Origin of the sequence: Paraburkholderia sp. RL17-380-BIE-A (genome assembly GCF_046028085.1) — a bacterium.
Lineage (GTDB): Bacteria > Pseudomonadota > Gammaproteobacteria > Burkholderiales > Burkholderiaceae > Paraburkholderia.
Genome location: NZ_JARESQ010000004.1, coordinates 427588 through 454191, shown reverse-complemented (window position 1 = coordinate 454191; position 26604 = coordinate 427588). Strand labels below are relative to the sequence as shown.

Here is a 26604-nt window from a genome sequence, read left to right as displayed (position 1 = left end):
ACACTCTGCCGTGTCGGGCGTCTTGCGCGCCCGTACGCGCATACATTTCGCATCCGCCCGAGACGCGCAAAAAAAAGCCCGTATCGCGAGGATACGGGCGTACCGGAATTACTACTGCCACGCTGTGCTAATGGCGTTAAATCAGACTGCCATTCGGCGGGGTGGTTCCCCCAATTAACTAAAAGCACACCTTGGCGCGCGAGCACATAACGAACCGTTTTCGCGAACCGTTTCCGCGCTCACGCTGGCTGACCGCCGACCAAGCGCTGACCAAGCGCTGACTAATTAACGCCGGCGCGTCGGATCCTGCCGCGGCGCCTCCGGCCGCGTGCGCACGTTACTGGCGATATCGCCACGCAAGTCTCCGCGCGGCGCCGGCGGCGTGAAGTCGCGGCCACGCGTATCGCTTTGCTGCCAGGCTTCGAGGGTAGCCGGACGATCCGGCCGCCAGTTCCATGCCTGTTGGCGCTGCTGAGCAAGCGCCGGTGCGGCCATTGATGAAACGACAATGCCGCACAGAAGCAGTGACATTGGTTTCATGCTGAGCTCCCGTCAAGCCGATCGACTCAAGGCCTGTTTGCATACGTATAAGGTATGCGCAGTCGCGAAAGCACGCTGTAAGTAATAGTAAATGGATGTTTCACCCGCAACTATCGCGCTGCTTCAGACATCTGAAGCAGCGCACAGTTAGCTGGGTGTACAGGAGGGGACGACTGCATTGGGCGCGCCGAGGAGCGGTGCCCATGACAGATGCGGCGAGCGCAGACCAGCGGCGCGCGTCGACCTGGATCGGATAAACGCCGGGTGCCCGCAAGCGCCCGGCGGTCAAACAGTTCGCGTCAGGCCATCTTGACCGGAGCGCGCCACGATTCCGGATTGGTCCAGAATGCGCCGCGCAGGCGGTCACGGCTCGGCGGTGCCGGCGGTTTGGCTGCGGTTGCGCCGATACGGCCGCGCAGCGAAATTTCACGGCCGCTCGTGCCGAGTCGCTTAACTATTTCGGCGAGCGTACCATCGGCTTGCCACTCGTCGAAGCGACGGCGGCAAGTCGGCGGCGACGGATAGCGGCCCGGCAGTTTGGACCAGCCTTCGCCCGTCGACAGCACCCACAGCACGGCGTTGACAACCGCGCGCGCTTCCACGCGTGGTCGACCGCGCCGTTCGCTCCGTGCTGGCTCCGCACAGAACAACGCCTCGACCAGCGCCCACTCGTTGTCTCTCAAATCGTCGAACAGCATCATGTTTCACCTCAGCGAAGCTAACTCCGGTGCGCTGCCCCGCGCCGCGCACTCTCCATGCACTCGATAGGCGAGTGCCAAGGAGGGTCGGGCTTGCCACGGTCTGCTATGCAGTCAGAATCATGGCGCCGACCCTTGTGTGCATGTAAATGCAGGAAGTGTGCCAAGTTGAGTCCAACCGCCTGAAAGCCCCATGACAGCGGGCCAGCGCGGGCGCTAGCTAGGGGCGTATAAGAATCCAAAAAACCCATCTCGCAAATCGGGACAATCACCAATCTTGTGCAATCAAGCCCGGCCAGCGTGCGTTTGCGCCTTATTGCTGCATTGCAGCGCAATGACTAAAACCAGTTGTGGTGCTGAATTTCGACTTACAATACGCATCAAATGATGCAATTGATGAGGTCGGTAAATGAATGTCACGCTGCGACAGCTAAGGGTTTTCATTGAGGTCGCCCGTCTGCAAAGCTTCAGCCGGGCGGGCGATGAAATCGGCCTGACGCAGTCAGCGGTCAGCCGCTGCGTGCGCGAACTGGAGGGCGAGATCGGTCTTAAGCTGATCGATCGCACGACCCGCGAGGTGCAACTCACGGATGTGGGCGGCAACCTGGTGTCGAGCGTGTCGCGTCTGCTCTCGGATCTGGACGACGCGCTGCGCGAGATCCGCGAAATTGGTGAACAGCGCCGCGGGCGCGTGGTGGTGGCCGCCAGCCCGACGGTGGCGTGCCGGCTCATGCCGCGCGTGGTGGCCGCCTGCGGCCAGCAGTTTCCCTACGTCGCACTGGGCCTGCGTGACGACGTGCAGAGCGACGTGGTCCGCAAGGTCAAGTCGGGCGAGGTCGACTTCGGCGTGATCATCGGCCCGTTCGCCGCAGACGATCTGCTTAGCGAATCGCTCATGACGGATTCGTTCTGCGTCGTCACGCGCGACGATCATCCTCTTGCCGCCCAGCAGCGGGTCGCGTGGACGGACCTGGAAGGCCAGCAACTGGTGATGCTCGACTACGCATCGGGCAGCCGGCCGATCATCGACGCCGTGATGCAGGAATATGGCGTGAGCGCCACGGTGGTGCAGGAGCTGGGGCATTCCGCGACCGTTTTTGGGCTGGTGGAGGCGGGCGTCGGCGTGAGCGTGCTGCCGTGGCTGGCATTGCCGCTGCCGGCGGGCGCCTCGCTGGTGGCCCGGCCGCTGGTGCCGCGCGCCGAGCGTACGGTCGAACTGGTGCGGCGGCGCGACCGCTCGCTCTCACCGGCTGCGGAGGCGGTGTGGGGGCTGATCCGTCAATTGCCGGGGCGGGCGGAGGATTTGAGCTAGTAACGATAACGCTGCCTGCCTCGCTGCCCCCAGAAGGAGCGCCAAGCTAAACTGTCGCCTCCGCTGCATTTCAATTCATGCCATCCACCCGTCTGGAAGTCTCGATGAGCGAAACGGATTCGTCTTTCCCTGCTATCCCCAATGCGCGCGATGCCGTGCGCGCCCTGCGTCCTTCGCAGATTCGCGAAGTCGCCAACGCCGGTTTCGGCGTCGACGACGTGCTGCCATTCTGGTTCGGCGAGTCCGACCGCGTGACGCCAGCCTTTATCCGCGACGCGGCCAGCGCGTCGCTCGCCGCGGGCGCGACGTTCTACACACACAATCTCGGCATCGCGCCGCTGCGCGCCGCGCTGGCGGGCTACGTCAGCAAGCTGCACGGCGCGACATCGCCGGAGCACATCGCGGTGACGAGCGCGGGCGTGAATGCGTTGATGCTTGCTGCGCAGCTCGTGGTGGGCGCGGGCGACCGCGTCGTCGCGGTTACGCCGCTCTGGCCGAATCTGGTCGAGATTCCGAAGATTCTCGGCGCGCACGTCGAAACCGTCGCGCTGGGCTACGGGGAACGCGGCTGGCAGCTCGACCTCGAGCAACTGCTCGCGGCGTTGACGCCCGACACGAAGATGTTGCTGATCAATTCGCCCAACAATCCGACCGGCTGGGTGATGAGTCGCGACGAGCAGCGCGCGGTGCTGGCGCACTGCCGGCGCCACGGTATCTGGATCGTGGCGGACGAAGTCTATGAGCGCCTCTACTATACGGACGGCAATGCCAATGCCAACGCCGCGCCCTCGCTCACCGCGCCGTCGTTCCTCGACCTGGCTACCCGCGACGAGCGCGTAATTTGCGTCAATTCCTTTTCCAAGGCATGGCTGATGACGGGCTGGCGGCTCGGCTGGATCGTCGCGCCCGCCTCGTTGATGGACGATCTGGGCAAGCTCGTCGAGTACAACACCTCGTGCGCGCCGGCCTTCGTTCAGCAAGCCGGCATCGCGGCCATCGAGCAGGGCGAAGCCTTCACGCAGGAACTGGTGCTGGACCTGAAGGCGTCGCGCGATCATCTGGTGCGCGCGCTTTCCACGGTGCCGGGGGTGGACGTCAAGGCGCCGCCCGGCGCGATGTACCTGTTTTTCTCGATGCCGGGAGCCTCGCGCAGTCTGGAGCTATGCAAGGCAATGGTGCGTGAGGTGGGGCTCGGCGTGGCGCCGGGCAGCGCCTTCGGCCCGCAGGGCGAGGGCTTCGTCCGCTGGTGCTATGCCTGCGACACGGCGCGGCTGGACACGGGCGTCGAGCGCCTGAAGCGGTTCCTCGCGAGCCACACGACTGACCGCTGAGCGCCTGCCGCAAGGTGGCCGCGCAAAACACTATTGAGCAAACCGGGAGAAGAACAACCGAAGAAAGCGGGTTTCCGTCCAATTAAGCCCGCTTTTTCACTAAAGCACGCCCGCCAAGGCGAGGCCGGAAAATGCGCGGGGGATTTCATCTTTACGCACTGATTGTTTTTGCGTAATATGGCGCTCAGTCACGCGATTCCTTTCAGGAATATCGCTGCTCCGTCCGGCTGGGTTTGGTTCGATTGTCTGTTTCGCCTCCCCCCGGTGCGTGCTCCCATCAATATGACCGATCAGAATCGGGCGAGCGCGTCTTCAGTTCCACATCGTCTGTTTGATCCGGTTCTTTGACCACAGGGTCTGACCTAGCTGCATGAATACCCAAGAGGCGAAGATCGTCCTCGAGACTGCCTTGATCTGCGCGCAGGAGCCGTTAAAGCTCGGCGAGTTGCGCAAGCTCTTTGCCGACGGCGTGTCGGCAGACACCGTTCGGAATTTGCTCGAAGACCTCAAGCAGGATTGGTCTGGGCGCGGTGTGGAGTTGGTCGGGCTGGCGTCGGGCTGGCGGTTTCAAAGCAAGCCCGCAATGCGTTCGTATCTGGATCGCTTGCATCCTGAGAAACCGCCGAAATATTCGCGCGCGGTGCTCGAAACGCTCGCGATCATTGCATACCGGCAACCGGTCACGCGTGGCGATATCGAAGAAATTCGCGGCGTCACGGTGAATACGCAGGTCGTCAAGCAGCTCGAAGACCGCAACTGGATCGAAGTGATCGGTCATCGTGACGTGCCGGGCCGTCCCGCGCTGTATGCGACGACGCGGCAGTTTCTCGACGACCTAGGGCTGAAAGCGCTCGACGAATTGCCGCCGCTCGCGGACCCGTCGGCGCAGTTGAACGCGGATCTGCTCGGCCAGCATGCGATCGAGTTCGCTGACGCCGACGCCGCGCAAGCGTTGGCGTCGGGCGAAGAGGGCGCGCTCGGAGAGCCGGTGGATTCCGGCGTGGTAGATGAAAGTGCCGCTGCGGGCGAGGTTATCGACTCGGCCGCTAGTGGTGAACCTCAGGCTATTGCTAAGGCCGTGGGCGAAGCGCCGCAGTTCGATGCCGTAGAGGCGGACGCCGTTAGCCATGCCGGTGCCAACCAGCTCGAAACATCAGGCGAGGCGCCCGGAGCGGAAATCGCTGACGGATTCGCTGAATTGCATCAAAAGCAGCACGCTGAGCCGATGGAAGCAGCGCAGGCGGCCGAAGCGACTGACAGCGCAGTGGAAATCGCACCCGCATCCGGCTTGCATCCGGACGCAATGGGTGAGCCAGCCGCGCAGGATCATGCTGAAACGGCGCACGCGGAAAACGTTGCACCGCAGACCGGCACCGCCGGGTCCGCACAGAATCACGATCCGGTCTCCCAGACCGATCCGGCAATACCCGCGCACGACTCGGGCGTACTCCGCAATACGGAGCACGCCGCCGAGCCGAACCCGACCAAGGCGGCGCACGGCGATCCTGAGGATCGTCGCGATGCGGCGCAGGACGCGGGCGTTCTGACCGACGACGAACCTGAGTCGCGCAGCGCCTGACGTAACCGAACTTTTTTTGCCACGCCCGCAACGGGCGTGCGCGACCTGACATTTTGAGGTTGTTTTGACACATACCCACGACACCGATTCGTCCGAATCCGAGCGCGCCGTGCCGTCGGCTCGCGCTGACGAAACGCGCACCACGCAAGCGTCGGCAGGCGAGGGCGAGCGCCCGGCGCAGACCACGGAAGCAGATGGTGAAGACCGTCCGCGCCGCGGCCTGCGTCGCGGTCCGCGCAGCCTGATCGCCCGGCGCCGCGCCGGCGCGAAGACGAAGGGCGCCGAAGGCGGCCCCGCGCAAGAGGCGCCGGTTGTCAGCGAGGCGCCGCCGGACGGCGAGGTCGTCGCGCAAGTGCGTATGCCGCGCAAAGATGCCGGCGCGAAGGGTCAGGGGTCACGCCGCAATGCGGGCGGCGCGCGCCGCGAGGGCGCACCGCGTGAAGGAGCGCCTCGTGAAGGTCAGCGCGAGCGTCAGCCGCGCGAAGGCGGCCAGCGTCAGAACCGCCGCGGTGGTGAAGCGCCGGCGGCTGCGGCGGAAGCCGGTCAGGACGATCTGTTCTCGTACGTTACGTCGCCCGCGTTCGACGCGGATAACAGCGCCACCGGCGGCGTGCGCGCGCCGATGCTGCGTCGTGGCAAGCCCGCCGCGCCCAAGCGCGTGCTGGCAGCGGATGACGACGCACCAAAGTTGCACAAGGTGCTGGCCGAGGCCGGCATGGGTTCGCGTCGCGACATGGAAGAGCTGATCGTTGCCGGCCGCGTGTCGGTGAACGGCGAACCGGCTCACATCGGCCAGCGCATCATGCCGACCGACCAGGTTCGCATCAACGGCAAACCGGTCAAGCGCAAGCTCGCCAACAAGCCGCCGCGCGTGCTGCTGTATCACAAACCGACCGGCGAAATCGTCAGCCATGCCGATCCGGAAGGCCGTCCTTCGGTGTTCGACAAACTGCCGCCGATGAAAACCGCCAAGTGGCTCGCGGTCGGCCGTCTCGACTTCAACACGGAAGGTCTGCTGATGCTGACCACGTCGGGCGATCTGGCGAACCGTTTCATGCACCCGCGTTACAGCGTCGAGCGTGAATATGCGGTGCGGGTGGTCGGCGAACTGGCGGAAGGCATGCGCCAGAAGCTGCTGCACGGCGTCGAACTGGACGACGGCCCGGCAAACTTCCTGCGGATTCGTGACGGCGGCGGGGAAGGCACGAACCACTGGTATCACGTCGCGCTCGCCGAAGGGCGTAACCGCGAAGTGCGTCGTATGTTCGAAGCGGCCGGCCTGATGGTCAGCCGCCTGATCCGCACCCGTCACGGCCCGATTTCGCTGCCGAAGGGCCTCAAGCGCGGCCGCTGGGAAGAGCTCGAAGACAACCAGGTGCGTGCGCTGATGGCGTCGGTGGGCCTGAAGGCGCCGACCGAAGATAAGGGCAACCGCCGTGAAGCGCCGGAGCGTAAGCAGCCGGATCCGATGCAGACGTCGATGGGCTTCATCAACCGTGAGCCCGTGTTGATGTCGCATAGCCGTTTCGAACAGCAGCAACCGCGCGGCCAAGGCCGCCGTGGTGCGGCGGGTGGTGGATTCGGTGGCGGTGCGAGCGGCGGCGGCTTTGGCGGTGGCGGTTACGGCAATCGCGGTGCCGGCCGCGGCGCGAGTGGGCTCGGCGGTCCGATGGGCGGCGGTGCGGGCGGCCCGCGCGGCGGGCGGGAGGTCGACGGTAATCGTGCGCCGTCGGGCAATGGCAATCGTGCGGCGGGCGGAAAGCGTCCCGGCGGTGCGGGTGCCAATCCCGGCAATGGCGGCGGTAGCCGCGGGCCGGGCGGCAATCGCGGTGGCAACGCCAACCGCGCGGGTGGCGGCAATGCCAACCCGGGCGGCGCCAATCGCGGCGGTGGCGCGCCGCGCGGCCGTTCGCGCGGCCGTTAAAGTAAGCGAGTCATGCATGGCGGCCGGCCGCTGAATCGTTTTTCAACGATTTTCGTGAGTCGCCGCCGTGGTCGATCGACGCGCTCTCCAGGTTTCGCGTTGCTTTGCGATCTTCTTGCGGCACATAAAACCGCAGCGTGGACGGAAGTGGGGGCAGATTTCACTTGCCCGGCTTGTCCGGCTGGATCCGAGGCGGCCCGAGCCGTCTTGCAAAAGGCCTGAACGGCCGCCATATCGTGGAAAGATTCCCGTGAAATCAAGCTGAAATGCGCGTTGGGCGGCGCTTTGCGGTTTGCGTTTGTCCTGAAAAATGGCTACAATCGCGAAGTCGCTGGGCGTGCGGCTTTTTATGTGCGGCTCAGGTGCGACCACCGGTAATAAGATGATGGGCGTTTAGCCCATTTTTTTTTGCCGCTCAGTTCTCAGTGGTTCGGCATCTCGGGTAGCACGAACGTGCGCCGGCTTGGCGCGCGGCCCGCATTGGTTGTTTGCAGAACAGGCGGCAGGCTCGCTGCGCGAACATCTAAGAGGGCATTGTGCAACTGACGGAACTGATTGAAACCACGGTCGTGGGACTCGGCTACGAGCTCGTCGACTTCGAGCGCACCGGGCGCGGCATGATGTGTATCTATATCGACCAGCCGGCCGGCATCGCGATCGAAGACTGCGAGAAAGTCACGCGTCAGCTCCAGCACGTTCTGACGGTCGAAAATATCGATTACGAGCGGCTTGAAGTGTCGTCGCCGGGTCTCGACCGCCCGCTGAAGAAACTGGCGGATTTCGAACGCTTCGCAGGCAGCGAAGTGGTAATCACATTGAAAAAGCCATTGGACGGACGGAAATCGTACCGGGGCATCCTGCATGCTCCGCAAGGCGAGACGATCGGTCTGGAATTTGAAGGGAAGGAAGGCGCCGCGATGCTCGATTTCACGCTCGCGGACATGGACAAAGCACGCCTCGTTCCGAAAGTTGACTTTAGGAGCCGCAAACAATGAGTCGCGAAGTGTTGATGCTGGTGGATGCGCTGGCACGCGAGAAGAATGTCGACAAAGACGTGGTATTTGCCGCGCTCGAAGCGGCTCTCGCTTCGGCCTCCAAGAAACTCTTCGAAGAAGATGCGGATATCCGCGTCCATATCGACCGTGAAAGCGGCGAGCACGAAACGTTTCGCCGCTGGAAAGTGGTGCCGGACGAAGCCGGTTTGCAGGAACCGGATCAGGAAATTCTGCTGTTCGAAGCACGCGAACAGAAGCCCGAGATTCAACTCGACGAGTTCATCGAAGAACCGGTGCCGTCGATCGAATTCGGCCGGATCGGCGCGCAGGCTGCCAAGCAGGTGATCCTGCAGAAGGTGCGCGACGCCGAACGCGAACAGATCCTGAACGACTTCCTCGAGCGCGGCGAGCACATCATGACCGGCTCGGTGAAGCGCCTCGATAAGGGCAACTTCATCGTCGAAACCGGCCGTGTCGAAGCGCTGCTGCGCCGCGATCAGCTGATTCCGAAGGAAAACCTGCGCGTGGGCGACCGCGTGCGCGCCTATATCGCGAAGGTGGATCGCACCGCGCGCGGTCCGCAGATCGAACTGTCGCGTACGGCGCCCGAATTCCTGATGAAGCTGTTCGAGATGGAAGTGCCGGAAATCGAGCAAGGTCTGCTGGAAATCAAGGCGGCCGCGCGGGATCCGGGCGTGCGCGCCAAGATCGGCGTGGTCGCGTACGACAAGCGCATCGATCCGATCGGCACTTGCGTCGGCATTCGCGGCTCGCGCGTGCAGGCGGTGCGCAACGAGCTCGGTGGCGAAAACGTCGACATCGTGCTATGGTCGGAGGATCCCGCTCAGTTTGTGATCGGCGCCCTCGCGCCGGCAGCCGTCCAATCGATCGTCGTCGATGAAGAAAAGCATTCGATGGACGTCGTCGTAGACGAAAACGAACTGGCGGTCGCGATCGGCCGCAGCGGCCAGAACGTGCGTCTTGCCAGCGAACTCACCGGCTGGCAGATCAACATCATGACGCCGGACGAATCTGCGCAAAAGCAGAATCAGGAGCGCGGCGTATTGCGTGACCTGTTCATGGCGCGTCTCGATGTCGACGAAGAAGTGGCCGACATCCTGATCGACGAAGGCTTCACGAGCCTCGAAGAGATCGCTTATGTGCCGCTCAACGAAATGCTCGAAATCGAAGCATTCGACGAAGACACTGTTCACGAACTGCGTAATCGCTCGCGCGACGCGCTGTTGACGCTGGCGATCGCGAATGAAGAAAAGGTCGAAAATGTAGCGCTCGACCTGAAGAGCCTGGACGGCATGGACGCCGACCTGCTCGCCAAGCTGGCCGAACATCAGATCCAGACGCGCGACGAACTCGCCGAGCTGGCTGTGGATGAACTGGTCGAGATGACCGGAATGGAAGAGGATGCCGCTAAGGCGTTGATCATGAAAGCACGTGAACACTGGTTCCAGTGAGAAATGACCATGGCGCACTAAATTGAAGCGGCCGTCAGGCCGCATGACCCGATGCTAACCGCAAGGAATCGGTCCTTGCATTAAGAGGAATGAATGGCGAGTAACAACGTAGCCCAATTTGCCGCGGAACTGAAAATGCCTGCAGGCGTGCTGCTTGAGCAGCTGCAGGCAGCAGGCGTCACAAAAGCGAGCGAAGACGACAGCTTGTCCGAAACGGACAAGGCGCGTCTGCTCGACCACTTGCGCAAGTCTCACGGCTCGACTGATGCTGACAAGCGCAAGATCACGCTGACGAAACGGCATACGTCGGAAATCAAGCAATCCGATGCGACGGGCAAAGCTCGCACCATTCAGGTCGAGGTGCGTAAGAAGCGCACTTTCGTCCGCCGCGACGAAACCTCCGCCGAAAACGGAGATGCATCGAATCATGTGGCCGAGGCCGACGTCGACGATCTCGAACTCCAGCGTCGTGAAGAGGAAGCTCGTCACGAAGCCGAACTGCTCGAAAAGCAGGCTCAGGAGCTGAAGGCGCGCCAAGAACAACTCGAACGCGAAGAAGCGGAACGTCAGGCGCGTGAAGCGGCTGCCGAAGCCGAGCGTCGCCGTGCGGAAGAAGAAGCAGCGAAGAAGCGCGCAGCGGCCGAGGCGGCGGCTCGCGAGCAGCAGGCACAGGCTGCGAAGCCGGCGCAAGCCGCGCAACCGGCGGCCGCGAAGGCCGAGCCGGTGGTGGCTAAGGCCGCGGAACCGGTAGTCGCCAAAGTTAACGAGCAGGACGACGAGCGCGCAGCTGCAGAGCGTGCCGCGCAACGCGAAGCCGCGAAGAAGGCGGAAGACGCGGCGCGTCAGGCTGCTGAGAAAGCGCGTGCCGAGCAGGAAGAAATCGCCAAGCGTCGTGCAGCGGCTGAAGCCGAAGCACGTGCGATCCGCGAAATGATGAACACGCCGCGCAAGGCGCAGGTCAAGGCGCCGGAACCGGCACCGAAGCCCGCCGAGCCGGCCAAGGCCGCGGAAGCCAAGGGCACGCTGCACAAGCCGGCGCGTCCGGCGGGTGAAGCAGCGGCACGTCCGGCAGCCAAGAAACCGGCTGCTGCGGCTCCGGCTGCCACGACCACGCCTTCCGCCGGCGACAAGAAGAAGCCGGGCGGCGGCAAGGGCGGCTGGCAGGACGACGCAGCGAAGCGCCGCGGTATCAAGACGCGTGGCGATTCGAGCGGCGGTGTCGATCGTGGCTGGCGCGGTGGCCCGAAGGGTCGCGGCAAGCATCAGGATCAAAGCACCACGTTCCAGGCGCCGACCGAGCCGATCGTGCGTGAAGTGCACGTGCCGGAAACCATCACGGTCGCCGATCTGGCGCACAAGATGGCGGTGAAGGCGTCGGAAGTCATCAAGTCGATGATGAAGCTCGGCCAGATGGTCACGATCAACCAGATGCTGGACCAGGAAACGGCGATGATCATCGTCGAAGAACTGGGCCACCACGCGGTTGCGGCCAAGCTGGACGATCCGGAAGCCATGCTGGTCGAAGGCGAAGTGTCCGACGCGGAAGCACTGCCGCGTCCGCCGGTCGTCACGGTCATGGGTCACGTCGACCACGGCAAGACGTCGCTGCTCGACTACATTCGCCGCGCCAAGGTCGCAGCGGGTGAAGCGGGCGGCATTACGCAGCACATCGGCGCTTACCACGTCGAAACGCCGCGTGGCGTCATCACCTTCCTCGACACGCCGGGCCACGAAGCCTTTACGGCTATGCGTGCTCGCGGTGCGAAGGCAACCGACATCGTGATTCTGGTGGTGGCTGCCGACGACGGCGTCATGCCGCAGACGAAGGAAGCTATCGCCCACGCGAAGGCAGGCGGCGTGCCGCTCGTTGTCGCGATCAACAAGATCGACAAGCCGGATGCGAATCCGGAGCGCGTCAAGCAGGAACTCGTCGCTGAAGGCGTCGTGCCGGAAGAATACGGTGGCGATTCGCCATTCGTGTCGGTGTCGGCTAAAACCGGCGCGGGCATCGACGATCTGCTCGAAAACGTGCTGCTGCAAGCCGAAGTGCTGGAACTGAAGGCACCGGTCGAAGCGCCGGCCAAGGGTCTCGTCATCGAAGCAAAGCTCGACAAGGGTAAGGGTCCGGTTGCAACGATCCTGGTCCAGTCGGGTACGCTGAACCGCGGAGACGTGGTGCTGGCAGGTAGCGCTTACGGTCGCGTGCGAGCCATGCTCGACGAAACCGGCAAGCCGACCAAGTCGGCCGGTCCGTCGATCCCGGTTGAAATTCAGGGTCTGTCGGAAGTCCCGCAAGCTGGCGAAGAAGTCATCGTCATGCCGGACGACCGCAAGGCGCGTGAAGTCGCGCTGTTCCGTCAAGGCAAGTTCCGCGACGTCAAGCTGGCCAAGCAACAGGCGGCGAAGCTCGAGAACATGCTGGAACAGATGGGCGAAGGCGAAGTGGCGTACATGCCGCTCATCGTCAAGGCCGACGTGCAAGGTTCGCAGGAAGCGCTGGTGCAGTCGCTGCTCAAACTGTCCACAGACGAAGTCCGCGTGCAGATCGTGCACGGTGCCGTGGGTGGCATCAGCGAGTCCGACGTCAACCTGGCAACGGCTTCGAAGGCAGTCATCATCGGCTTTAACACCCGTGCGGATGCGCAGGCTCGCAAGCTGGCGGAAGCCAACGGCGTCGATATTCGCTACTACAACATCATCTATGACGCAGTGGATGACGTGAAGGCCGCGATGTCGGGCATGCTGGCACCGGAGAAGCGCGAAGTCGTGACGGGTACGGTCGAAGTGCGTCAGGTCTTCAAGGTACCGAAGATCGGCGCGGTGGCCGGTTGTATGGTCACGGACGGTTTCGTCAAGCGCTCGTCGTCGGTGCGCGTGCTGCGCAACAACGTCGTCATCTTCACGGGCGAACTCGATTCGCTCAAGCGCTTCAAGGACGACGTGAAGGAAGTCCGTCAGGGCTTCGAGTGCGGTATGTCGATCAAGAACTTCAACGATATCGTCGAAGGCGATCAGTTCGAAGTCTTCGAGATCACCGAAGTCGCGCGTTCGCTGTAATTCACGCGGCACGGCTCAAAGGGGCGGAGCGGGCTTTAACGCCCGCTCCGCCCGTTGTTTTTGGCGCCGCACGTTGTTCCGCGTGATTGCCGCGCTTCGGCGCCACGCTTTGCTGTCGTGATTTGCTGCTGTGCGTTGGTTGCCGCGCGTTTGTTCCCGCGCGTTTATTCCCGGTTTACCGCGCTCTTTCGCGCTCTGACGCCGGTCGCCGCGTAACAGCCCGCTGTCGAGCTTCCGGTTCTCCCGGCCGCCTGAATGCCGCCCGGAAGAAAAGCCCGCACCGCGCTAGCGCGAACCATTTTTTGCATCCGTTAAAGCGGATCACATCACACCATGCCTAAAAAACGTTCTTCCCCCAATCGCAACGTGCAGATCGCCGATCAGATCCAGCGCGATTTGTCCGAGCTGCTGCGCGAGGTCAAGGATCCGCGCATCGGCATCGTCACGATTCAAAGTGTCGAGCTGACGCCGGACTACGCGCACGCCAAGGTCTATTTCACGACGCTCACGGGCGACCCGCAACAGACGCTCGAAGCGCTCACGCATGCCGCCGGGCATCTGCACAATCAGCTGTTCAAGCGCCTGCATATCCACACCGTGCCGACGCTGCATTTCCATTACGACAAGACGATCGAGCGAGCCGTCGAAATGTCGCGTCTTATCGACGAGGCGAACGCAAATCGCGCGAAAGAAGACTGAGCGCGCTGTAGCCGAGGCTCTCGCCGCGATGCCTGAGTGGCCCTGCGCTCAGCGCTGTTTCCGTCGCTGTTTTCCGTATTTATCGAAGATTTCGTCCCTCCGACATGACCGCATCTCAACGCCCCCGCGTGCCGCGCCGCGCGCTCGACGGCGTCCTGTTGCTCGACAAGCCGCTCGGCCTGTCGAGCAATGACGCGCTGATTCGCGCGAAGCGTCTTTATCTGGCAAAAAAAGCGGGTCACACCGGTACGCTCGATCCACTCGCGACTGGCTTGCTGCCGCTTTGTTTCGGCGAAGCCACGAAGTTTTCGCAAGACCTGCTCGAAGCCGACAAGACGTATGAGGCCACCATGCGTCTCGGCATTCGCACGACCACCGGCGACGCCGAGGGCGAAGCCATCGACACGCGCGAAGTGACCTGCGACGAGGCGGCGATTCAAGCGGTTCTGCCCACATTCCTCGGCGAAATCACTCAGGTTCCGCCAATGTATTCGGCGCTCAAGCGTGACGGCAAGCCACTGTACGAATATGCGCGTGCCGGCCAGACGGTGGAGCGGGAAGCGCGCCAGGTGACGATCCTGAAGCTCGATCTGCTCAGTTGCGCGTTGCCGGACGTGACGTTTCGCGTGACCTGCAGCAAGGGCACCTATGTGCGCACGCTGGCCGAGGATATCGGCGAAGCGTTGGGTTGCGGCGCGCATCTGGTGGCGCTGCGACGCACGGGCGTTGGCGCGCTGACGCTTGAAAATTCGGTGACGCTCGACGCATTGTCCGATGCAACGGAAGGCGAGCGCGACGCGTGGCTGCAACCGGTGGACGCATTGCTGTCCACTTTCCCGCTCGTCCAGTTGAACGAAGACGCGACGCGCCGCTTCCTGCACGGTCAGCGGTTGAAACTGTCCGAACTGGATATCACAGGCGAAGCATTGAATGCGCCGCGCGTTCGGGTGTATGCCGCGCAGGGGCGTCTGCTGGGTGTCGCGAAGCAAGGCGAGGGCGTGCTGGCGCCGGAACGGTTGGTCGTCACTACGGCGAGCTGAAAGCCTTCTGGACGGTGGGCAGCGTGCGTGATGCGCATACCCGATCGAAGGTGCAGAAAAAAAGGCGGGAGCGCTCGTTAGCGGTCCCGCCTTTTTTCATATCGTTCGCCGTGGCAATCGGCGCAAAAAACTCAGTGCGCCGCCGCGGCCGCCGCACCCGCGTCGCCACCGGCGCGCTCAGGCCTCGTGATCCAGATCAGCGCAATTAGCGCGACGAAGATACCAGCGGACACGAAGAACAGATCGTTCACACCCAGTTGCGCGGCCTGCTGCGTCGCCATCGAGTTGAACAGGCCATACGCCTGCGGTTGACTGAAGCCCGCCGCGCCCATTTGGCGGATCGACTGGTCGAACACCGGGTTGTACGCGTTGGCCTGCTCGGCCAGTTGCGCATGATGCATGATCGAGCGGTGGTCCCACGCGGTCTGGAAGATCGACGTGCCGATGCCGCCGCACATGATCCGCACGAAATTCGACAAGCCCGACGCCGCCGGAATCCGGTTACCCGGCAGCCCTGACAAGGTAATCGACACCAGCGGGATGAAGAACCCGGCCATGCCGATCCCCTGAATCAAGGTTGGCACCAGCAGCGAGTACGTATCGACGCCGGTGGTATAGCGCGAACGCATCCAGAAACACAGCGCGAACACGAGAAACGACAAGGTCGCGATATAGCGCGGATCGGTACGCGGCAACACCTTGCCCGTGATCGGCGACAGCAGCACGGCGAACAGGCCGACCGGCGCCATGACGAGGCCGGCTTCGGTCGCCGTGTAGCCGATATCGGTTTGCAGCCACAGCGGCAGCAGCACGAGATTGCCGAAATAGAGCCCGTAACCGATCGACAAGGCGACCGTGCCGCCCGTGAAGTTGCGTCGGCTGAAGAGCGAGAGGTCGACCACCGGATGCTCGGCCGTCAATTCCCACACGATGAAGAACGCCAGCGCGATCACTGCGACCAGCGCCAGTACGACGATGGTGGTCGACGAAAACCAGTCGAGATCCTTGCCTTTGTCGAGCATGACCTGGAGCGAGCCGACCCAGACGATCAGCAGACCGAGCCCGACGCCGTCGATCGGCGCTTTTCTGATGACGGAATCGCGGTTGCGGAAGATCATCCACGTCGCCACGGCGGCAATCGCGCCGACCGGAATGTTGACGTAGAAAATCCACGGCCACGAGATGTTGTCCGAAATCCAGCCGCCGAGAATCGGGCCCGCCACCGGCGCGATCAGCGTGGTCATGGCCCACATGGATAGCGCCATGGGGGCCTTGGCGCGTGGATAGCTCGCGAGCAGCAGCGTTTGCGACAGCGGGATCATGGGACCGGCCACCGCGCCTTGCAACACGCGCGAAGCGAGCAGGAACGGCAGCGTCGGCGCGAGGCCGCACATCCACGACGAGATCACGAACAGGATGATCGACGCCATGAACAGGCGCACCTGGCCGATGCGGTCGGTCAGCCAGCCGGTGAGCGGCACGGAGATCGCATTGGCGACCGCGAACGAGGTGATGACCCACGTGCCTTGGTCGGACGACACACCGAGGTCGCCGGAAATCGACGGAATCGATACGTTCGCGATCGACGTGTCGAGCACGTTCATGAAGACGGCGAGCGACACCGCGATGGTGCCGATCACCAGTTGCGCGCCCTCGAGCGGCGGGTGAGGGACTTGCGCCTGAGCCTGAGCCATTAAAGAAGCCTTGTCTGATTCGTCACTCGGCTTACATCAGTTTCGCGGCGGCAGGCTTCGCGCTGCCGGCCTGGGCCGACTTCTGCGAGCCGCCGTTCGGGCCTGCGTTTTCCGAAATGATGCGGGCGATTTCCGCGTCGGCCTCGTCACCGTACTTTTCGAACACGTTGGTCTGATAGACCGTGTTCGGCGCCTGACCGAGCTGGCCGCCGTTGTCGTCCTTGATGCTCACGTCAGCCTGCATCGACAGGCCGATGCGCAGCGGGTGCTGTTCGAGTTCCTTCGGATCGAGCGCGATCCGCACCGGCAGACGCTGCACCACCTTGATCCAGTTGCCGGTCGCGTTCTGCGCGGGCAACAGCGAGAACGCCGAACCCGTGCCGGCCGAGAAGCCGACCACCTTGCCGTGATACACCACCGACGAGCCGTACACGTCGGCCGTCAGTTCGACCGGCTGGCCGATGCGCATGTGCTTGAGCTGCACTTCCTTGAAGTTCGCGTCGACCCACACGCCGCCGAGCGGCACGATCGCCATGAGCGGAGTGCCCGGCGAGACGCGCTGGCCGACCTGCACCGAGCGTTTCGCCACGTAGCCCGTGACCGGCGCCGGCAGGTTGTTACGCGCGTTGTTCAGGTATGCGTCGCGGACCTTCGCGGCGGCGGCCTGCACGTTCGGGTGATTGGCGATCGTGGTGTTGGCGGTCAGCGCGCGGTTCGACGCCAACTGCTGCTGGGCGGCGTCCACGGCGGCTTGCGCGCTCTTCACGGCGTCGCGGGCGTGCGAGATTTCTTCCTGCGACACGGCGCCGGTTTGCGCAACCGTCATACGGCGCTTCAGGTCGTCCTGGGCGCGCGACAGGTCGGCCTGACGCACGGCGACTTGCGCCTGATATTGATTGTCGTCGGCGAACAGGCCGCGCACCTGGCGCACCGTCTGCGCCAGATTGGCCTCGGCCTGTTCCAGCGCGACGCGGGCGTCGGCCGGATCGAGCACGACGAGCGGGTCGCCGGCCTTCACCGTCTGGGTGTCGTCCGCGTTCACGGCGACGACCGTGCCGGTGACTTGCGGCGTGATCTGGACGACGTTGCCATTCACATACGCGTCGTCGGTGTCTTCGTGAAAACGCGCGACGAGGAAGTAGTAAAGGCCATAAGCGATCGCGGCGATCAGGATCACGATGACGAGCAGCGTCATCATGCGCTTGCGTTTGCCGTTATTCGCCGATTGTGCCGGCTGGGTGTTAGCCGCGGGCTGCTGGGGGGTGCTCATTGATGTGCTCCGGGTTCTCTCAAGCGTCGTCGTTTATTCGGATGTTCGTGCGAGTGTTCGTTCTGGCCGTGATTCGCGCTCAATTAGCCGCTGCGGTCGCCGTGGTGGCCGATGCCGGGGTATCGGTCGGCACCACGAGGCCGGTTTGCGTCGCGTCGAAACCGCCGCCGAGCGCCTTGATGAGGCTGATCTGCATATCGCGGCGGCGCATCTTCAGGCTGGTCACGGTCTGTTCAGCGGCGAGGCGGTTCTGGTCGGCGGTCAGCACCTGCAACTGCGGTGACAAACCGGCCTTGTAGCGGATCACCGCCAGCTGATATGCCTTGGTCGATGCGTCGAGCGCGCGCTGTGCGTCGCCTTGCTGCTGGTCGATCGATTTGATCGACGAGACTTGCGTCGCGACGTCCGAGAGCGCGTTGATCAGCGTCTGGTTGTAGTTCGCCACATCGAGGTCGAAGTCGGCATAACGGCCCTTCAGTTGCGAGCGCAGCGCGCCGGCGTCGAAGATCGGCAGATGAATCGCCGGGCCGAATTGCATCTGGCGGCTGCCGGCCTTGAGGAAGCGGCCCCAGCCGAACGCGTCGAAACCGAAGCCGGCCGCGAGGTTCACGTCCGGGAAGAATTCGGCCTTGGCTTCCTTCACGTCGTGCATCGCGGCTTCGACCTGCCAGCGCGCGGCGACGATATCCGCGCGGCGCGCCACGAGGTCGGCGGGCAGATTGTTCGGCAGCGCCACGACGTCGCCCTTGGTCAGCGTGGGTTCGGCGATCTGCAGGCCGCGATCCGGACCCTTGCCGAGCAGCGCGCCCAACTGGTAGCGCACGACCGTGATCTGGCCGTCGAGGTCGGTCAAATTGGCCTGGGTGGTCGCGATGTTGCCGTTCGCGGTTTGCCGCTCGACATTGGTGTCGAGGCCGGCGGCCACGCGGCCGTTGGTGATGCGGCCGATATCCTGGCGGTTGGCGATTTCGCGCGCGGCGATGTCGCGCAACGCGTACAGCTGCGCGAGCTGGTTGTACGTGCTGGCCACCGACGCCGCGAGCGTGACGCGCGCCTGCTGCATGTCGGCCTCAGCGGCCTTTTCCTGCGACACGGCCTGGCCGAGACGCTGGCGATTCTTGCCCCACAGGTCCAGATCCCACGACGCGCTCGCGAGCACATTGTTCTCGCTATACCAAGTGCCGCCGTATGGAGGCGGGTAGAGCGCGTTTTCGGAGAAGAGCTCGCGGGTCCACGAGTAGCTGGCGTTGGCCTTCGGATAAAGGGCCGCGCGCGAACTCTCGATATAGGACGAGGCTTTGGCGAGCCGCGCCTGGGCTTGCGCGATCGACGGGCTGCCTTCCAGCGCTTCCGCGATCAGCTTGGGCAGTTGCGGGTCGCCGAACTGGTTGGCCCAATCGAGCGACGGCCACTGGCCGCTCTGAGCGGGCAGGCTCTGCGCGGACTCGTACTGGGCCGGCGACGACATCTGCTTGTCGCTTTTCATGCCGATGTAGTTCGCGCACCCTGTGAGGGCGAGCACCGTCACCGCGGCGGCGACAGCGGCCCGGCTCGAAAGCGCGGGCGCGGACAGGGAAAGGGATTTCATCGCTCGACTCTTTGAGTGAATTGTAATGATGGACGCTGCAAGCAATTTCTTACGATTTACTGTCAAAATTGCTTGCTGCATCACGGGTTAGTCCCGTTTGGTCGCCGGAATTGAGGAGCACGCGGCGCAGCATGCTCTTCAGAAAACCCACTTCTTCCGGGGTGAAGCCGCCGAGCAGGTTGTCCATCACGCCGGTGAAAATAGCCGGCATTCTGGCGGCGATCGCGAGACCTTCCGGCGTCAGCGCGAGGCGCACGACCCGTCGGTCTTCGTTGCTGCGCACCCGTGTGAGCAGGCCGCGCTTTTCCAGCCGGTCGATCAGACGCGTGATGGCGCTTGCGTCGATGCCATATTCACGCGCCAGTTCGGCCGCCAGCAGGCACTTGCCGCTCGCCACCATGAACAGGATGCTGCCTTGCTGGCTGGTGATGCCCAACTCGGCCATGCTGCGCTGATTGACCAGGTTCGACATGGTCGATTTCACTCGCGAGATCAGGTAGCCGACGCTTTCGCCTAACTGGTACTCACTGATGACGTCCGGCGTGGGTGTGGAAGACGGCTCGGTCATGATTCTCGTGCGAATGCAATGGTTGACTAGGCAGGATTATAGTGGGCGGTTGGTTGACGCGGCAAGTGTTATTACAGCTTAGGCAAAGGTCTATTCCATCTCAAGGCAAGGTCCGCGCGATTTTGCGTAGGGTTTTGCCGCCCCTTACACTTTATTTCCGGCGCGCCGCTACGAGGAAGACGGCGGGCTTATCAGGGAATACCAGAAAGCTTCATTTACGCGTGCTATAATGTTGGGTTCCCAAAAGTGCGCTTTGGGCTTTGTTGGCTTCGTACACAATGCTGCTCTGCTGGCGCACTCAACTGTCTCCAGGTTCCTATGACTCGCGCCCTACGCAACATCGCCATCATTGCCCACGTCGACCACGGCAAGACCACGCTCGTCGACCAGCTCCTCCGTCAAACCGCCACGTTCCGTGACAACCAGCAGATCGCTGAGCGGGTGATGGACTCGAACGACATCGAAAAAGAACGTGGCATCACGATTCTTTCCAAGAACTGCGCGGTCGAGTACGAAGGCACGCACATCAACATCGTCGACACCCCGGGCCACGCGGACTTCGGCGGTGAAGTGGAGCGCGTGCTGTCGATGGTCGACTCCGTGCTGCTGCTGGTCGACGCCGTCGAAGGTCCGATGCCGCAAACGCGCTTCGTGACCAAGAAGGCGCTGGCGCTCGGCCTGAAGCCGATCGTCGTGATCAACAAGGTGGACCGGCCGGGCGCGCGGATCGACTGGGTGATCAACCAGACGTTCGACCTGTTCGACAAGCTCGGCGCAACCGACGAACAACTCGACTTCCCGATCGTCTACGCATCGGGTCTGAACGGCTACGCAGGCTTGACCCCGGACGTGCGCGAAGGTGATATGCGCCCGCTGTTCGAGGCTGTGCTGCAACACGTGCCGGTCCGTCCGGCCGATCCGGAGGCGCCGCTGCAACTGCAGATCACGTCGCTGGACTATTCGTCGTATGTCGGCCGTATCGGCGTCGGCCGTATCACGCGTGGCCGCATCAAGCCCGGCATGGCGGTCGCCGTCCGTTCGGGTCCCGACGGCGCGATCCTGAACCGCAAGATCAACCAGGTGCTGTCGTTCAAGGGTCTGGAGCGCGTGCAGGTCGACTCGGCTGAAGCCGGCGACATCGTGCTGATCAACGGTATCGAAGAAATCGGCATTGGCGTGACCATCTGCGCACCGGAACAACCGGAAGCGCTGCCCATGATCACCGTCGACGAACCGACGCTGACCATGAACTTCCTCGTCAATTCGTCGCCGCTGGCCGGCCGCGAAGGCAAGTTCGTCACGAGCCGTCAGATCCGTGACCGCCTGATGAAGGAGCTGAACCACAACGTCGCGCTGCGCGTGAAGGAAACCGGCGACGAAACCACGTTCGAAGTGGCGGGCCGCGGTGAGCTGCACCTGACCATTCTGGTGGAAAACATGCGTCGCGAAGGCTACGAGCTGGCCGTGTCGCGTCCGCGCGTGGTGATGACGGAAGTCGACGGCGTGAAGCACGAGCCGTACGAAAACCTGACGGTCGACATGGAAGACGGCCACCAGGGTGGCGTGATGGAAGAGTTGGGCCGCCGTAAGGGCGAAATGCTCGACATGGCGTCGGACGGCCGTGGCCGTACGCGTCTCGAATACCGTATTTCGGCGCGCGGCCTGATCGGCTTCCAGTCGGAATTCCTCACGCTCACGCGCGGCACGGGCCTGATGAGCCACACGTTCGACTCGTATCAGCCGGTGCGCGAAGGCGCGGTCGGCGAGCGTCGCAACGGCGTGCTGATCTCGCAGGACGACGGCGCGGCAGTCGCGTACGCCTTGTGGAAGCTGCAGGATCGCGGCCGTATGTTCGTGTCGCCGGGCGAGCCGCTGTACGAAGGCATGATCATCGGCATTCACAGCCGTGACAACGACCTGGTCGTGAACCCGATCAAGGGCAAGCAACTGACCAACGTGCGTTCGTCGGGTACGGACGAAGCGGTGCGCCTCGTGCCGCCGATCCAGATGTCGCTGGAATACGCGGTCGAATTCATCGACGACGACGAACTGGTCGAAGTCACGCCGCAATCCATCCGTCTGCGCAAGCGTTATCTGAAGGAACACGAGCGCCGCAGCGCGAGCCGTAAGGGCGCGGTGGACTGAGTGAATGGCACGTGCGCTTGAGGTGCTGCTGTTAGTGACCTCGGCGCCGCGTGGATAAAAAGAAGCCGTTCCGGACTTGTCCGGAACGGCTTCTTTCATTTGGGCGGCGGCCGGGCCAGGTTACATTTGTCGGCCGTGATTCGTGCTTTGTGTGAGGTGAGGTTTAGAGTTGGGTGTGGTGGAGTCCAAAGTGTCGTAGCAATTCATTGGTCTCGGGCAGAACGACGCCGGGTGGGGCAACTGTGGTGACCGGCGCTGCTGAGCCCCAATCACGCGCTGCGGGCGGCGTATAGAAATTAACGCTATCCGGGGCGACCACGTATCCGTCCTCTGAGAATGCTGTACCTAGGTAATTGCTCAAAGAGTTTTGCATATCCGCAAGGTTGCTATACGTGAAGGCGCCGTTGTTCGGATCGAAAAGTGTGTACTGGCTCCCGCCCGGAAGATGCTGTATGGCTAACGCGTGTCCGTATGGCTCCGACGCCATCGAGTCAGCGTGCCGGATGCCTAAACGTACGTATGCGAGGGCGCCTTCAGGCATGGTGTTGTCATCGAAGGAATGGATCAATCCGTCGATGCGGGTCGAGCGATCAGTCCTGCCGTCGGGGTTGAAATTAGTGCTCGACGACTGGCGATAGTTAGCGAGTGGCGGGAGCCTCGATCCTCTCTGGAAACCGTCGATCCGGTCATAAATGCCCCCGTGGTTTGAGGCTGACAGGGTGTCCATGTCCCTGTTCATATGGCTGATCGCTTCCTGCAAGGTGTCGGGAGCCGAGGCGCCATCGGTTGCGCGATCAACGCGGCGCATGGCTTCGAAAACAACGCCTTGGCAACTGCCCTTCCCATCGGGGCCGGTTCTCGTCCTGGCGTGGTAGGCCTGATCGAATCTTTCGTGCGATGTTGCATCGTGGAGAAGCTCCTCTCCGCCTCTGCATTCCCGGAAGTAGGACCCGCTACAGGCGCCCAGCACCTGGCCGCGTTTGTCCCGATCCAGTGTCTGATCGGCACCCGGCCCTTGTTTCGCAGGGTCGGTCGGTCCGTTGCCGATCGCGCCCGGTGTCGGATCGACGGAACGCTCATGTCGCGGTGTGCGCCTGTCCCCGGACAAAATCTGGCCCGGGAACACCGCTGGTGTCGGTGCCGGCCTTTTCGGTGCGAAAGACGGGCTGTCGGAAACCTGTTTCTGCATCACTGCGCTCATGCTCTGGACGGTGAGTCCCATAAGGTCATTCCTTTGGAAAATCGCAAAAACACCGTGAAAGTAACGGCATACCGATACGCATCGCTTCCTTTGATCAGCCGCGATCCTCTCGTCGGCCTGTCAATGCCGGAACCGTATTGCGTGCATGCAGTCTGTGGAAAACGTCACCGCGCAGGGTATTGAGCAGCCACTACATCCGAAGGTGACCAGAAGGTGCGGGTGTCCGCGGCCTCGTCTTGTTTATGCACCACGGCGGATATCGGTGCGCCCCACAACATGATTTCCCTCTTCGTGTCTATGCATGCGGTCGCCCCGTCTGGAGGCGATCGTTGCGCATGGCGCCATGCACTCTTGCGGATTTTCGAAACGACGCGCAAACGCCGTCCGGACGGGCTCTGGGGCCGGTCCGTCTGCTATCTGCACTATCCGTTCTGTGATATGCTCCCCGGGTGCAAAGTTTTAGGTCCTTCCAAGCAAGACTTGATTCGCGCAATCCGCTAAACGGTCAGGCCGTGTCGCGGAAGGTTCTGTAACCCGCTATTTCTCGAGAAGCTCGAAGAAAGGTGAGCGTAAAAATGATGAAGCAATTCCAGTCGAACTCTTATCTGTTCGGCGGCAATGCTCCGTACGTAGAAGAAATGTACGAAGCGTATCTCGATAATCCGGCGTCAGTGCCCGAGAACTGGCGCAGCTATTTCGACGCGTTGCAGAACGTCCCTGCATCGGATGGCAGCAATGCCAACGACGTGGCCCATGGCCCGATCGTCGAATCGTTTGCGCAACGCGCCAAGGCCAACGCCTTCATCCCGCGCACCGCAACCGGCGGCGAAGACCTCGCCACCGCGCGAAAGCAAGTCTATGTGCAGTCCCTCATCGGCGCATATCGCTTCCTCGGCTCGCAATGGGCCAATCTCGATCCCCTGAAGCGCCGCGAACGTCCCGCAATCCCCGAACTCGAACCCGCGTTCTACGACTTCACCGAAGCCGACATGGACCAGGAGTTCAGCGCCACGAATCTGTATTTCGGATTCGAGCGTGCTTCGCTGCGTGAGATCGTCAAGGCACTGCGCGATACGTACTGCGGCACGATCGGCGCCGAGTACATGTACATCAGCGATCCGGAGCAGAAGCGCTGGTGGAAAGAGAAGCTGGAATCGATCCGTTCCACGCCGAGCTTCTCGAACGAAAAGAAAAAGCACATCCTGAATCGCCTGACGGCTGCTGAAGGCCTCGAGCGCTTCCTGCACACCAAGTACGTCGGCCAGAAACGCTTCTCGCTCGAAGGCGGCGAAAGCTTTATCGCCTCGATGGACGAAGTCGTGCGTCACGGCGGCGCCAATGGCGTTCAGGAAATCGTCATCGGCATGGCTCACCGTGGCCGTCTGAACGTGCTGGTCAATACGCTCGGCAAGATGCCGGCTGACCTGTTCGCCGAATTCGAAGGCAAGCACCACGACGACCTGCCGGCCGGCGACGTGAAGTACCACAAGGGTTTCTCGTCGGACGTCTCGACCGAAGGCGGCCCGGTTCACCTGTCGCTCGCGTTCAACCCGTCGCACCTCGAAATCGTCAACCCGGTGGTCGAAGGTTCGGCCAAGGCCCGTATGGACCGTCGCGGCGACGACAGCGGCCTGCAAGTGCTGCCGGTGCAGATCCACGGCGACGCGGCTTTCGCCGGCCAGGGCGTCGTGATGGAAACGCTGAACCTCGCGCAAACGCGTGGTTACGGCACGCACGGCACGCTGCACATCGTCATCAACAACCAGATCGGCTTCACGACGTCGGACCCGCGTGACTCGCGCTCCACGTTGTACTGCTCGGACGTGGTCAAGATGATCGAAGCGCCGGTGCTGCACGTGAACGGTGACGATCCTGAAGCGGTGGTTCTGGCTACGCAGCTGGCTATCGACTTCCGCATGCAGTTCCACAAGGACGTCGTCGTCGACATCGTCTGCTTCCGCAAGCTGGGTCACAACGAGCAGGACACGCCGGCTGTCACGCAGCCGCTGATGTACAAGACGATCGCCAAGCACCCGGGCACGCGCGCGCTGTACGCTGAAAAGTTGGTGCAGCAAGGCGTGATCACGGCTGCCGACGCGGACGAATACGTCAAGGCCTACCGCAAGGCCATGGACGAAGGCCATCACACGGTCGACCCGGTGCTCTCGAACTACAAGAGCAAGTACGCGGTGGACTGGGTGCCGTTCCTGAACCGCAAGTGGACCGACGCCGCGGATACCGCAGTGCCGCTCGCGGAACTGAAGCGCCTTGCTGAGCGCATCACCACGATTCCGGAAAACTTCAAGGTTCACCCGCTGGTCGAGCGCGTCATCAACGACCGTCGCGCGATGGGTCGTGGCGAAGCGAAGCTCGACTGGGGCATGGGCGAACACCTCGCATTCGCGTCGCTGGTCGCATCGGGCTACGCAGTGCGCCTGACCGGTCAGGACTCGGGCCGCGGCACGTTCACGCACCGCCACGCGGTGCTGCACGATCAGAACCGCGAACGCTGGAACGACGGCACGTACGTGCCGCTGCAGAACATCGCCGAAGGTCAGGCGAAGTTCACGGTGATCGACTCGGTGCTGTCGGAAGAAGCGGTGCTGGGCTTCGAATACGGTTACTCGACCGCTGAACCGAATACGTTCGTCGCGTGGGAAGCGCAGTTCGGCGACTTCGTGAACGGCGCGCAAGTCGTGATCGACCAGTTCATCTCGTCGGGCGAAGTGAAGTGGGGCCGCGTTTCGGGTCTCACCATGCTGCTGCCGCATGGCTACGAAGGTCAGGGTCCGGAGCACTCGTCGGCACGTATCGAGCGTTTCCTGCAATTGTGCGCAGACCACAACATGCAGGTCGTTCAACCGACCACGCCGGCGCAGATTTTCCACCTGTTGCGCCGTCAGATGATCCGCCTGTTCCGCAAGCCGCTGATCGTCGCCACGCCGAAGTCGCTGCTGCGTCACAAGGAAGCCGTGTCGGATCTGTCCGAACTGGCGAAGGGCGCGTTCCAGCCGATCCTCGGCGAAATCGACGAAGCGATCGACGCGAAGAAGGTCAAGCGCGTGGTCGTGTGCTCGGGCCGCGTGTACTACGACCTGCTGGCGCATCGCCGTGAATCGAAGTCGAACGACGTCGCGATCATCCGTATCGAACAGCTCTATCCGTTCGCGCACAAGCAGTTCGAAGCGGAAATGAAGAAGTACGACAACGCGACCGAAGTGGTCTGGGTGCAGGACGAGCCGCAGAATCAAGGCCCGTGGTTCTACATCGAGCACCACCTGAAGGACGGCATGAAGGAAGGGCAGAAGCTGGCATACAGCGGACGTCCGGCTTCGGCCTCGCCGGCAGTCGGCTACTACGCGAAGCACTACGAGCAGCAGAAGGCGCTGGTCGAAGGCGCTTTCGGCCGCCTCAAGAGCGCGTCGATCGCTAAATAATCACAAGAGCCGAACCGGGAAAGCGCAGGGCGCTTTCCCGTGCCGCATCTGAAT

Annotated in this window: 16 protein-coding genes and 2 pseudogenes; 11 read left to right on the top strand and 7 right to left on the bottom strand. The window is 62.8% G+C overall.

All coding sequences use genetic code 11. The features are described from left to right. Positions 1–285 precede the first annotated feature (285 nt). Positions 286–540, bottom strand: coding sequence for a hypothetical protein (locus P0D68_RS09500; RefSeq protein ID WP_408186033.1), 255 nt, complete (start codon positions 538–540; stop codon positions 286–288). A gap of 302 nt (positions 541–842) precedes the next feature. Beyond that, positions 843–1238, bottom strand: a pseudogene (locus P0D68_RS09495) (transposase); the annotation flags it as partial. A gap of 409 nt (positions 1239–1647) precedes the next feature. Here P0D68_RS09495 and P0D68_RS09490 point away from each other — a divergent pair. The 9 genes from P0D68_RS09490 (at position 1648) to truB (ending at position 14647) form a co-directional block, all read left to right on the top strand. Beyond that, positions 1648–2550 carry a LysR family transcriptional regulator gene (locus P0D68_RS09490; protein WP_408293608.1) on the top strand — a complete coding sequence of 301 codons (903 nt, stop codon included), beginning with the start codon at positions 1648–1650 and terminating at the stop codon, positions 2548–2550. A 104-nt stretch (positions 2551–2654) separates the two neighbouring features. Next, entirely contained in the window at positions 2655–3881 is a 1227-nt protein-coding gene (locus P0D68_RS09485) for a pyridoxal phosphate-dependent aminotransferase (RefSeq protein WP_408293645.1), read from the top strand. Between the two features lie 370 nt (positions 3882–4251). Continuing rightward, positions 4252–5460: an SMC-Scp complex subunit ScpB gene (gene scpB / locus P0D68_RS09480; RefSeq protein WP_408293605.1), complete on the top strand. Its 1209-nt coding sequence runs from the start codon at positions 4252–4254 to the stop codon at positions 5458–5460. Positions 5461–5524: 64 nt separating this feature from the next. Next, a complete protein-coding gene (gene rluB / locus P0D68_RS09475; protein WP_408293602.1) occupies positions 5525–7384 on the top strand; it encodes a 23S rRNA pseudouridine(2605) synthase RluB in 1860 nt (619 codons plus the stop codon). A gap of 536 nt (positions 7385–7920) precedes the next feature. Beyond that, positions 7921–8379: a ribosome maturation factor RimP gene (gene rimP / locus P0D68_RS09470; protein ID WP_064269683.1), complete on the top strand. Its 459-nt coding sequence runs from the start codon at positions 7921–7923 to the stop codon at positions 8377–8379. After that, complete coding sequence (gene nusA, locus P0D68_RS09465) at positions 8376–9851, top strand: transcription termination factor NusA (protein ID WP_091794906.1); 1476 nt, start codon at positions 8376–8378, stop codon at positions 9849–9851. The genes rimP and nusA overlap by 4 nt, the downstream gene beginning before the upstream one ends. A 93-nt stretch (positions 9852–9944) precedes the next feature. After that, positions 9945–12908: a translation initiation factor IF-2 gene (gene infB / locus P0D68_RS09460; protein ID WP_408293599.1), complete on the top strand. Its 2964-nt coding sequence runs from the start codon at positions 9945–9947 to the stop codon at positions 12906–12908. A 333-nt stretch (positions 12909–13241) separates the two neighbouring features. Further along, entirely contained in the window at positions 13242–13607 is a 366-nt protein-coding gene (rbfA, locus tag P0D68_RS09455) for a 30S ribosome-binding factor RbfA (RefSeq protein WP_042324072.1), read from the top strand. 104 nt (positions 13608–13711) lie between these two features. Next, complete coding sequence (truB, locus tag P0D68_RS09450) at positions 13712–14647, top strand: tRNA pseudouridine(55) synthase TruB (protein ID WP_408293596.1); 936 nt, start codon at positions 13712–13714, stop codon at positions 14645–14647. Positions 14648–14778: 131 nt separating this feature from the next. Here the strand turns inward: truB and P0D68_RS09445 are convergent. From P0D68_RS09445 to P0D68_RS09430, 4 genes and pseudogenes are all read right to left on the bottom strand, one after another. Beyond that, positions 14779–16371: pseudogene (locus P0D68_RS09445) on the bottom strand (DHA2 family efflux MFS transporter permease subunit); the annotation flags it as partial. A gap of 1 nt (position 16372) precedes the next feature. Beyond that, entirely contained in the window at positions 16373–17611 is a 1239-nt protein-coding gene (locus P0D68_RS09440) for an EmrA/EmrK family multidrug efflux transporter periplasmic adaptor subunit (RefSeq protein WP_091794894.1), read from the bottom strand. 79 nt (positions 17612–17690) lie between these two features. Beyond that, on the bottom strand, positions 17691–19199 hold the full coding sequence (locus tag P0D68_RS09435; protein ID WP_408293593.1) for an efflux transporter outer membrane subunit: 1509 nt from the start codon (positions 19197–19199) through the stop codon (positions 17691–17693). A gap of 49 nt (positions 19200–19248) precedes the next feature. Continuing rightward, entirely contained in the window at positions 19249–19767 is a 519-nt protein-coding gene (locus tag P0D68_RS09430; protein WP_091794887.1) for a MarR family winged helix-turn-helix transcriptional regulator, read from the bottom strand. A 318-nt stretch (positions 19768–20085) separates the two neighbouring features. Here P0D68_RS09430 and typA point away from each other — a divergent pair, with 318 nt between their 5' ends. Next, positions 20086–21912 carry a translational GTPase TypA gene (gene typA, locus P0D68_RS09425; protein ID WP_091794884.1) on the top strand — a complete coding sequence of 609 codons (1827 nt, stop codon included), beginning with the start codon at positions 20086–20088 and terminating at the stop codon, positions 21910–21912. Between the two features lie 163 nt (positions 21913–22075). Here the strand turns inward: typA and P0D68_RS09420 are convergent, their stop codons facing one another. Next, the gene (locus P0D68_RS09420) at positions 22076–23134 is read right to left on the bottom strand and encodes a hypothetical protein (protein WP_408293589.1); all 1059 of its coding nucleotides are present in this window, start codon (positions 23132–23134) and stop codon (positions 22076–22078) included. A 554-nt stretch (positions 23135–23688) separates the two neighbouring features. Here P0D68_RS09420 and P0D68_RS09415 point away from each other — a divergent pair. Next, positions 23689–26550 (top strand): 2-oxoglutarate dehydrogenase E1 component, encoded by a 2862-nt coding sequence (locus tag P0D68_RS09415; RefSeq protein ID WP_091794874.1) that lies wholly within the window; start codon positions 23689–23691, stop codon positions 26548–26550. The last annotated feature ends 54 nt before the right edge of the window (positions 26551–26604 follow it).

What these genes read in the sequence shown, in the direction of transcription:
- scpB (WP_408293605.1), top strand. Translation starts at nt 4,252, where the DNA reads ATGAATACCCAAGAGGCGAAGATCGTCCTCGAGACTGCCTTGATCTGC.
- P0D68_RS09420 (WP_408293589.1), bottom strand. Translation starts at nt 23,134, where the DNA reads ATGGGACTCACCGTCCAGAGCATGAGCGCAGTGATGCAGAAACAGGTT.
- P0D68_RS09435 (WP_408293593.1), bottom strand. Translation starts at nt 19,199, where the DNA reads ATGAAATCCCTTTCCCTGTCCGCGCCCGCGCTTTCGAGCCGGGCCGCT.
- P0D68_RS09430 (WP_091794887.1), bottom strand. Translation starts at nt 19,767, where the DNA reads ATGACCGAGCCGTCTTCCACACCCACGCCGGACGTCATCAGTGAGTAC.
- P0D68_RS09415 (WP_091794874.1), top strand. Translation starts at nt 23,689, where the DNA reads ATGATGAAGCAATTCCAGTCGAACTCTTATCTGTTCGGCGGCAATGCT.
- nusA (WP_091794906.1), top strand. Translation starts at nt 8,376, where the DNA reads ATGAGTCGCGAAGTGTTGATGCTGGTGGATGCGCTGGCACGCGAGAAG.
- rbfA (WP_042324072.1), top strand. Translation starts at nt 13,242, where the DNA reads ATGCCTAAAAAACGTTCTTCCCCCAATCGCAACGTGCAGATCGCCGAT.
- truB (WP_408293596.1), top strand. Translation starts at nt 13,712, where the DNA reads ATGACCGCATCTCAACGCCCCCGCGTGCCGCGCCGCGCGCTCGACGGC.
- P0D68_RS09500 (WP_408186033.1), bottom strand. Translation starts at nt 540, where the DNA reads ATGAAACCAATGTCACTGCTTCTGTGCGGCATTGTCGTTTCATCAATG.
- infB (WP_408293599.1), top strand. Translation starts at nt 9,945, where the DNA reads ATGGCGAGTAACAACGTAGCCCAATTTGCCGCGGAACTGAAAATGCCT.
- P0D68_RS09440 (WP_091794894.1), bottom strand. Translation starts at nt 17,611, where the DNA reads ATGAGCACCCCCCAGCAGCCCGCGGCTAACACCCAGCCGGCACAATCG.
- P0D68_RS09485 (WP_408293645.1), top strand. Translation starts at nt 2,655, where the DNA reads ATGAGCGAAACGGATTCGTCTTTCCCTGCTATCCCCAATGCGCGCGAT.
- P0D68_RS09490 (WP_408293608.1), top strand. Translation starts at nt 1,648, where the DNA reads ATGAATGTCACGCTGCGACAGCTAAGGGTTTTCATTGAGGTCGCCCGT.
- typA (WP_091794884.1), top strand. Translation starts at nt 20,086, where the DNA reads ATGACTCGCGCCCTACGCAACATCGCCATCATTGCCCACGTCGACCAC.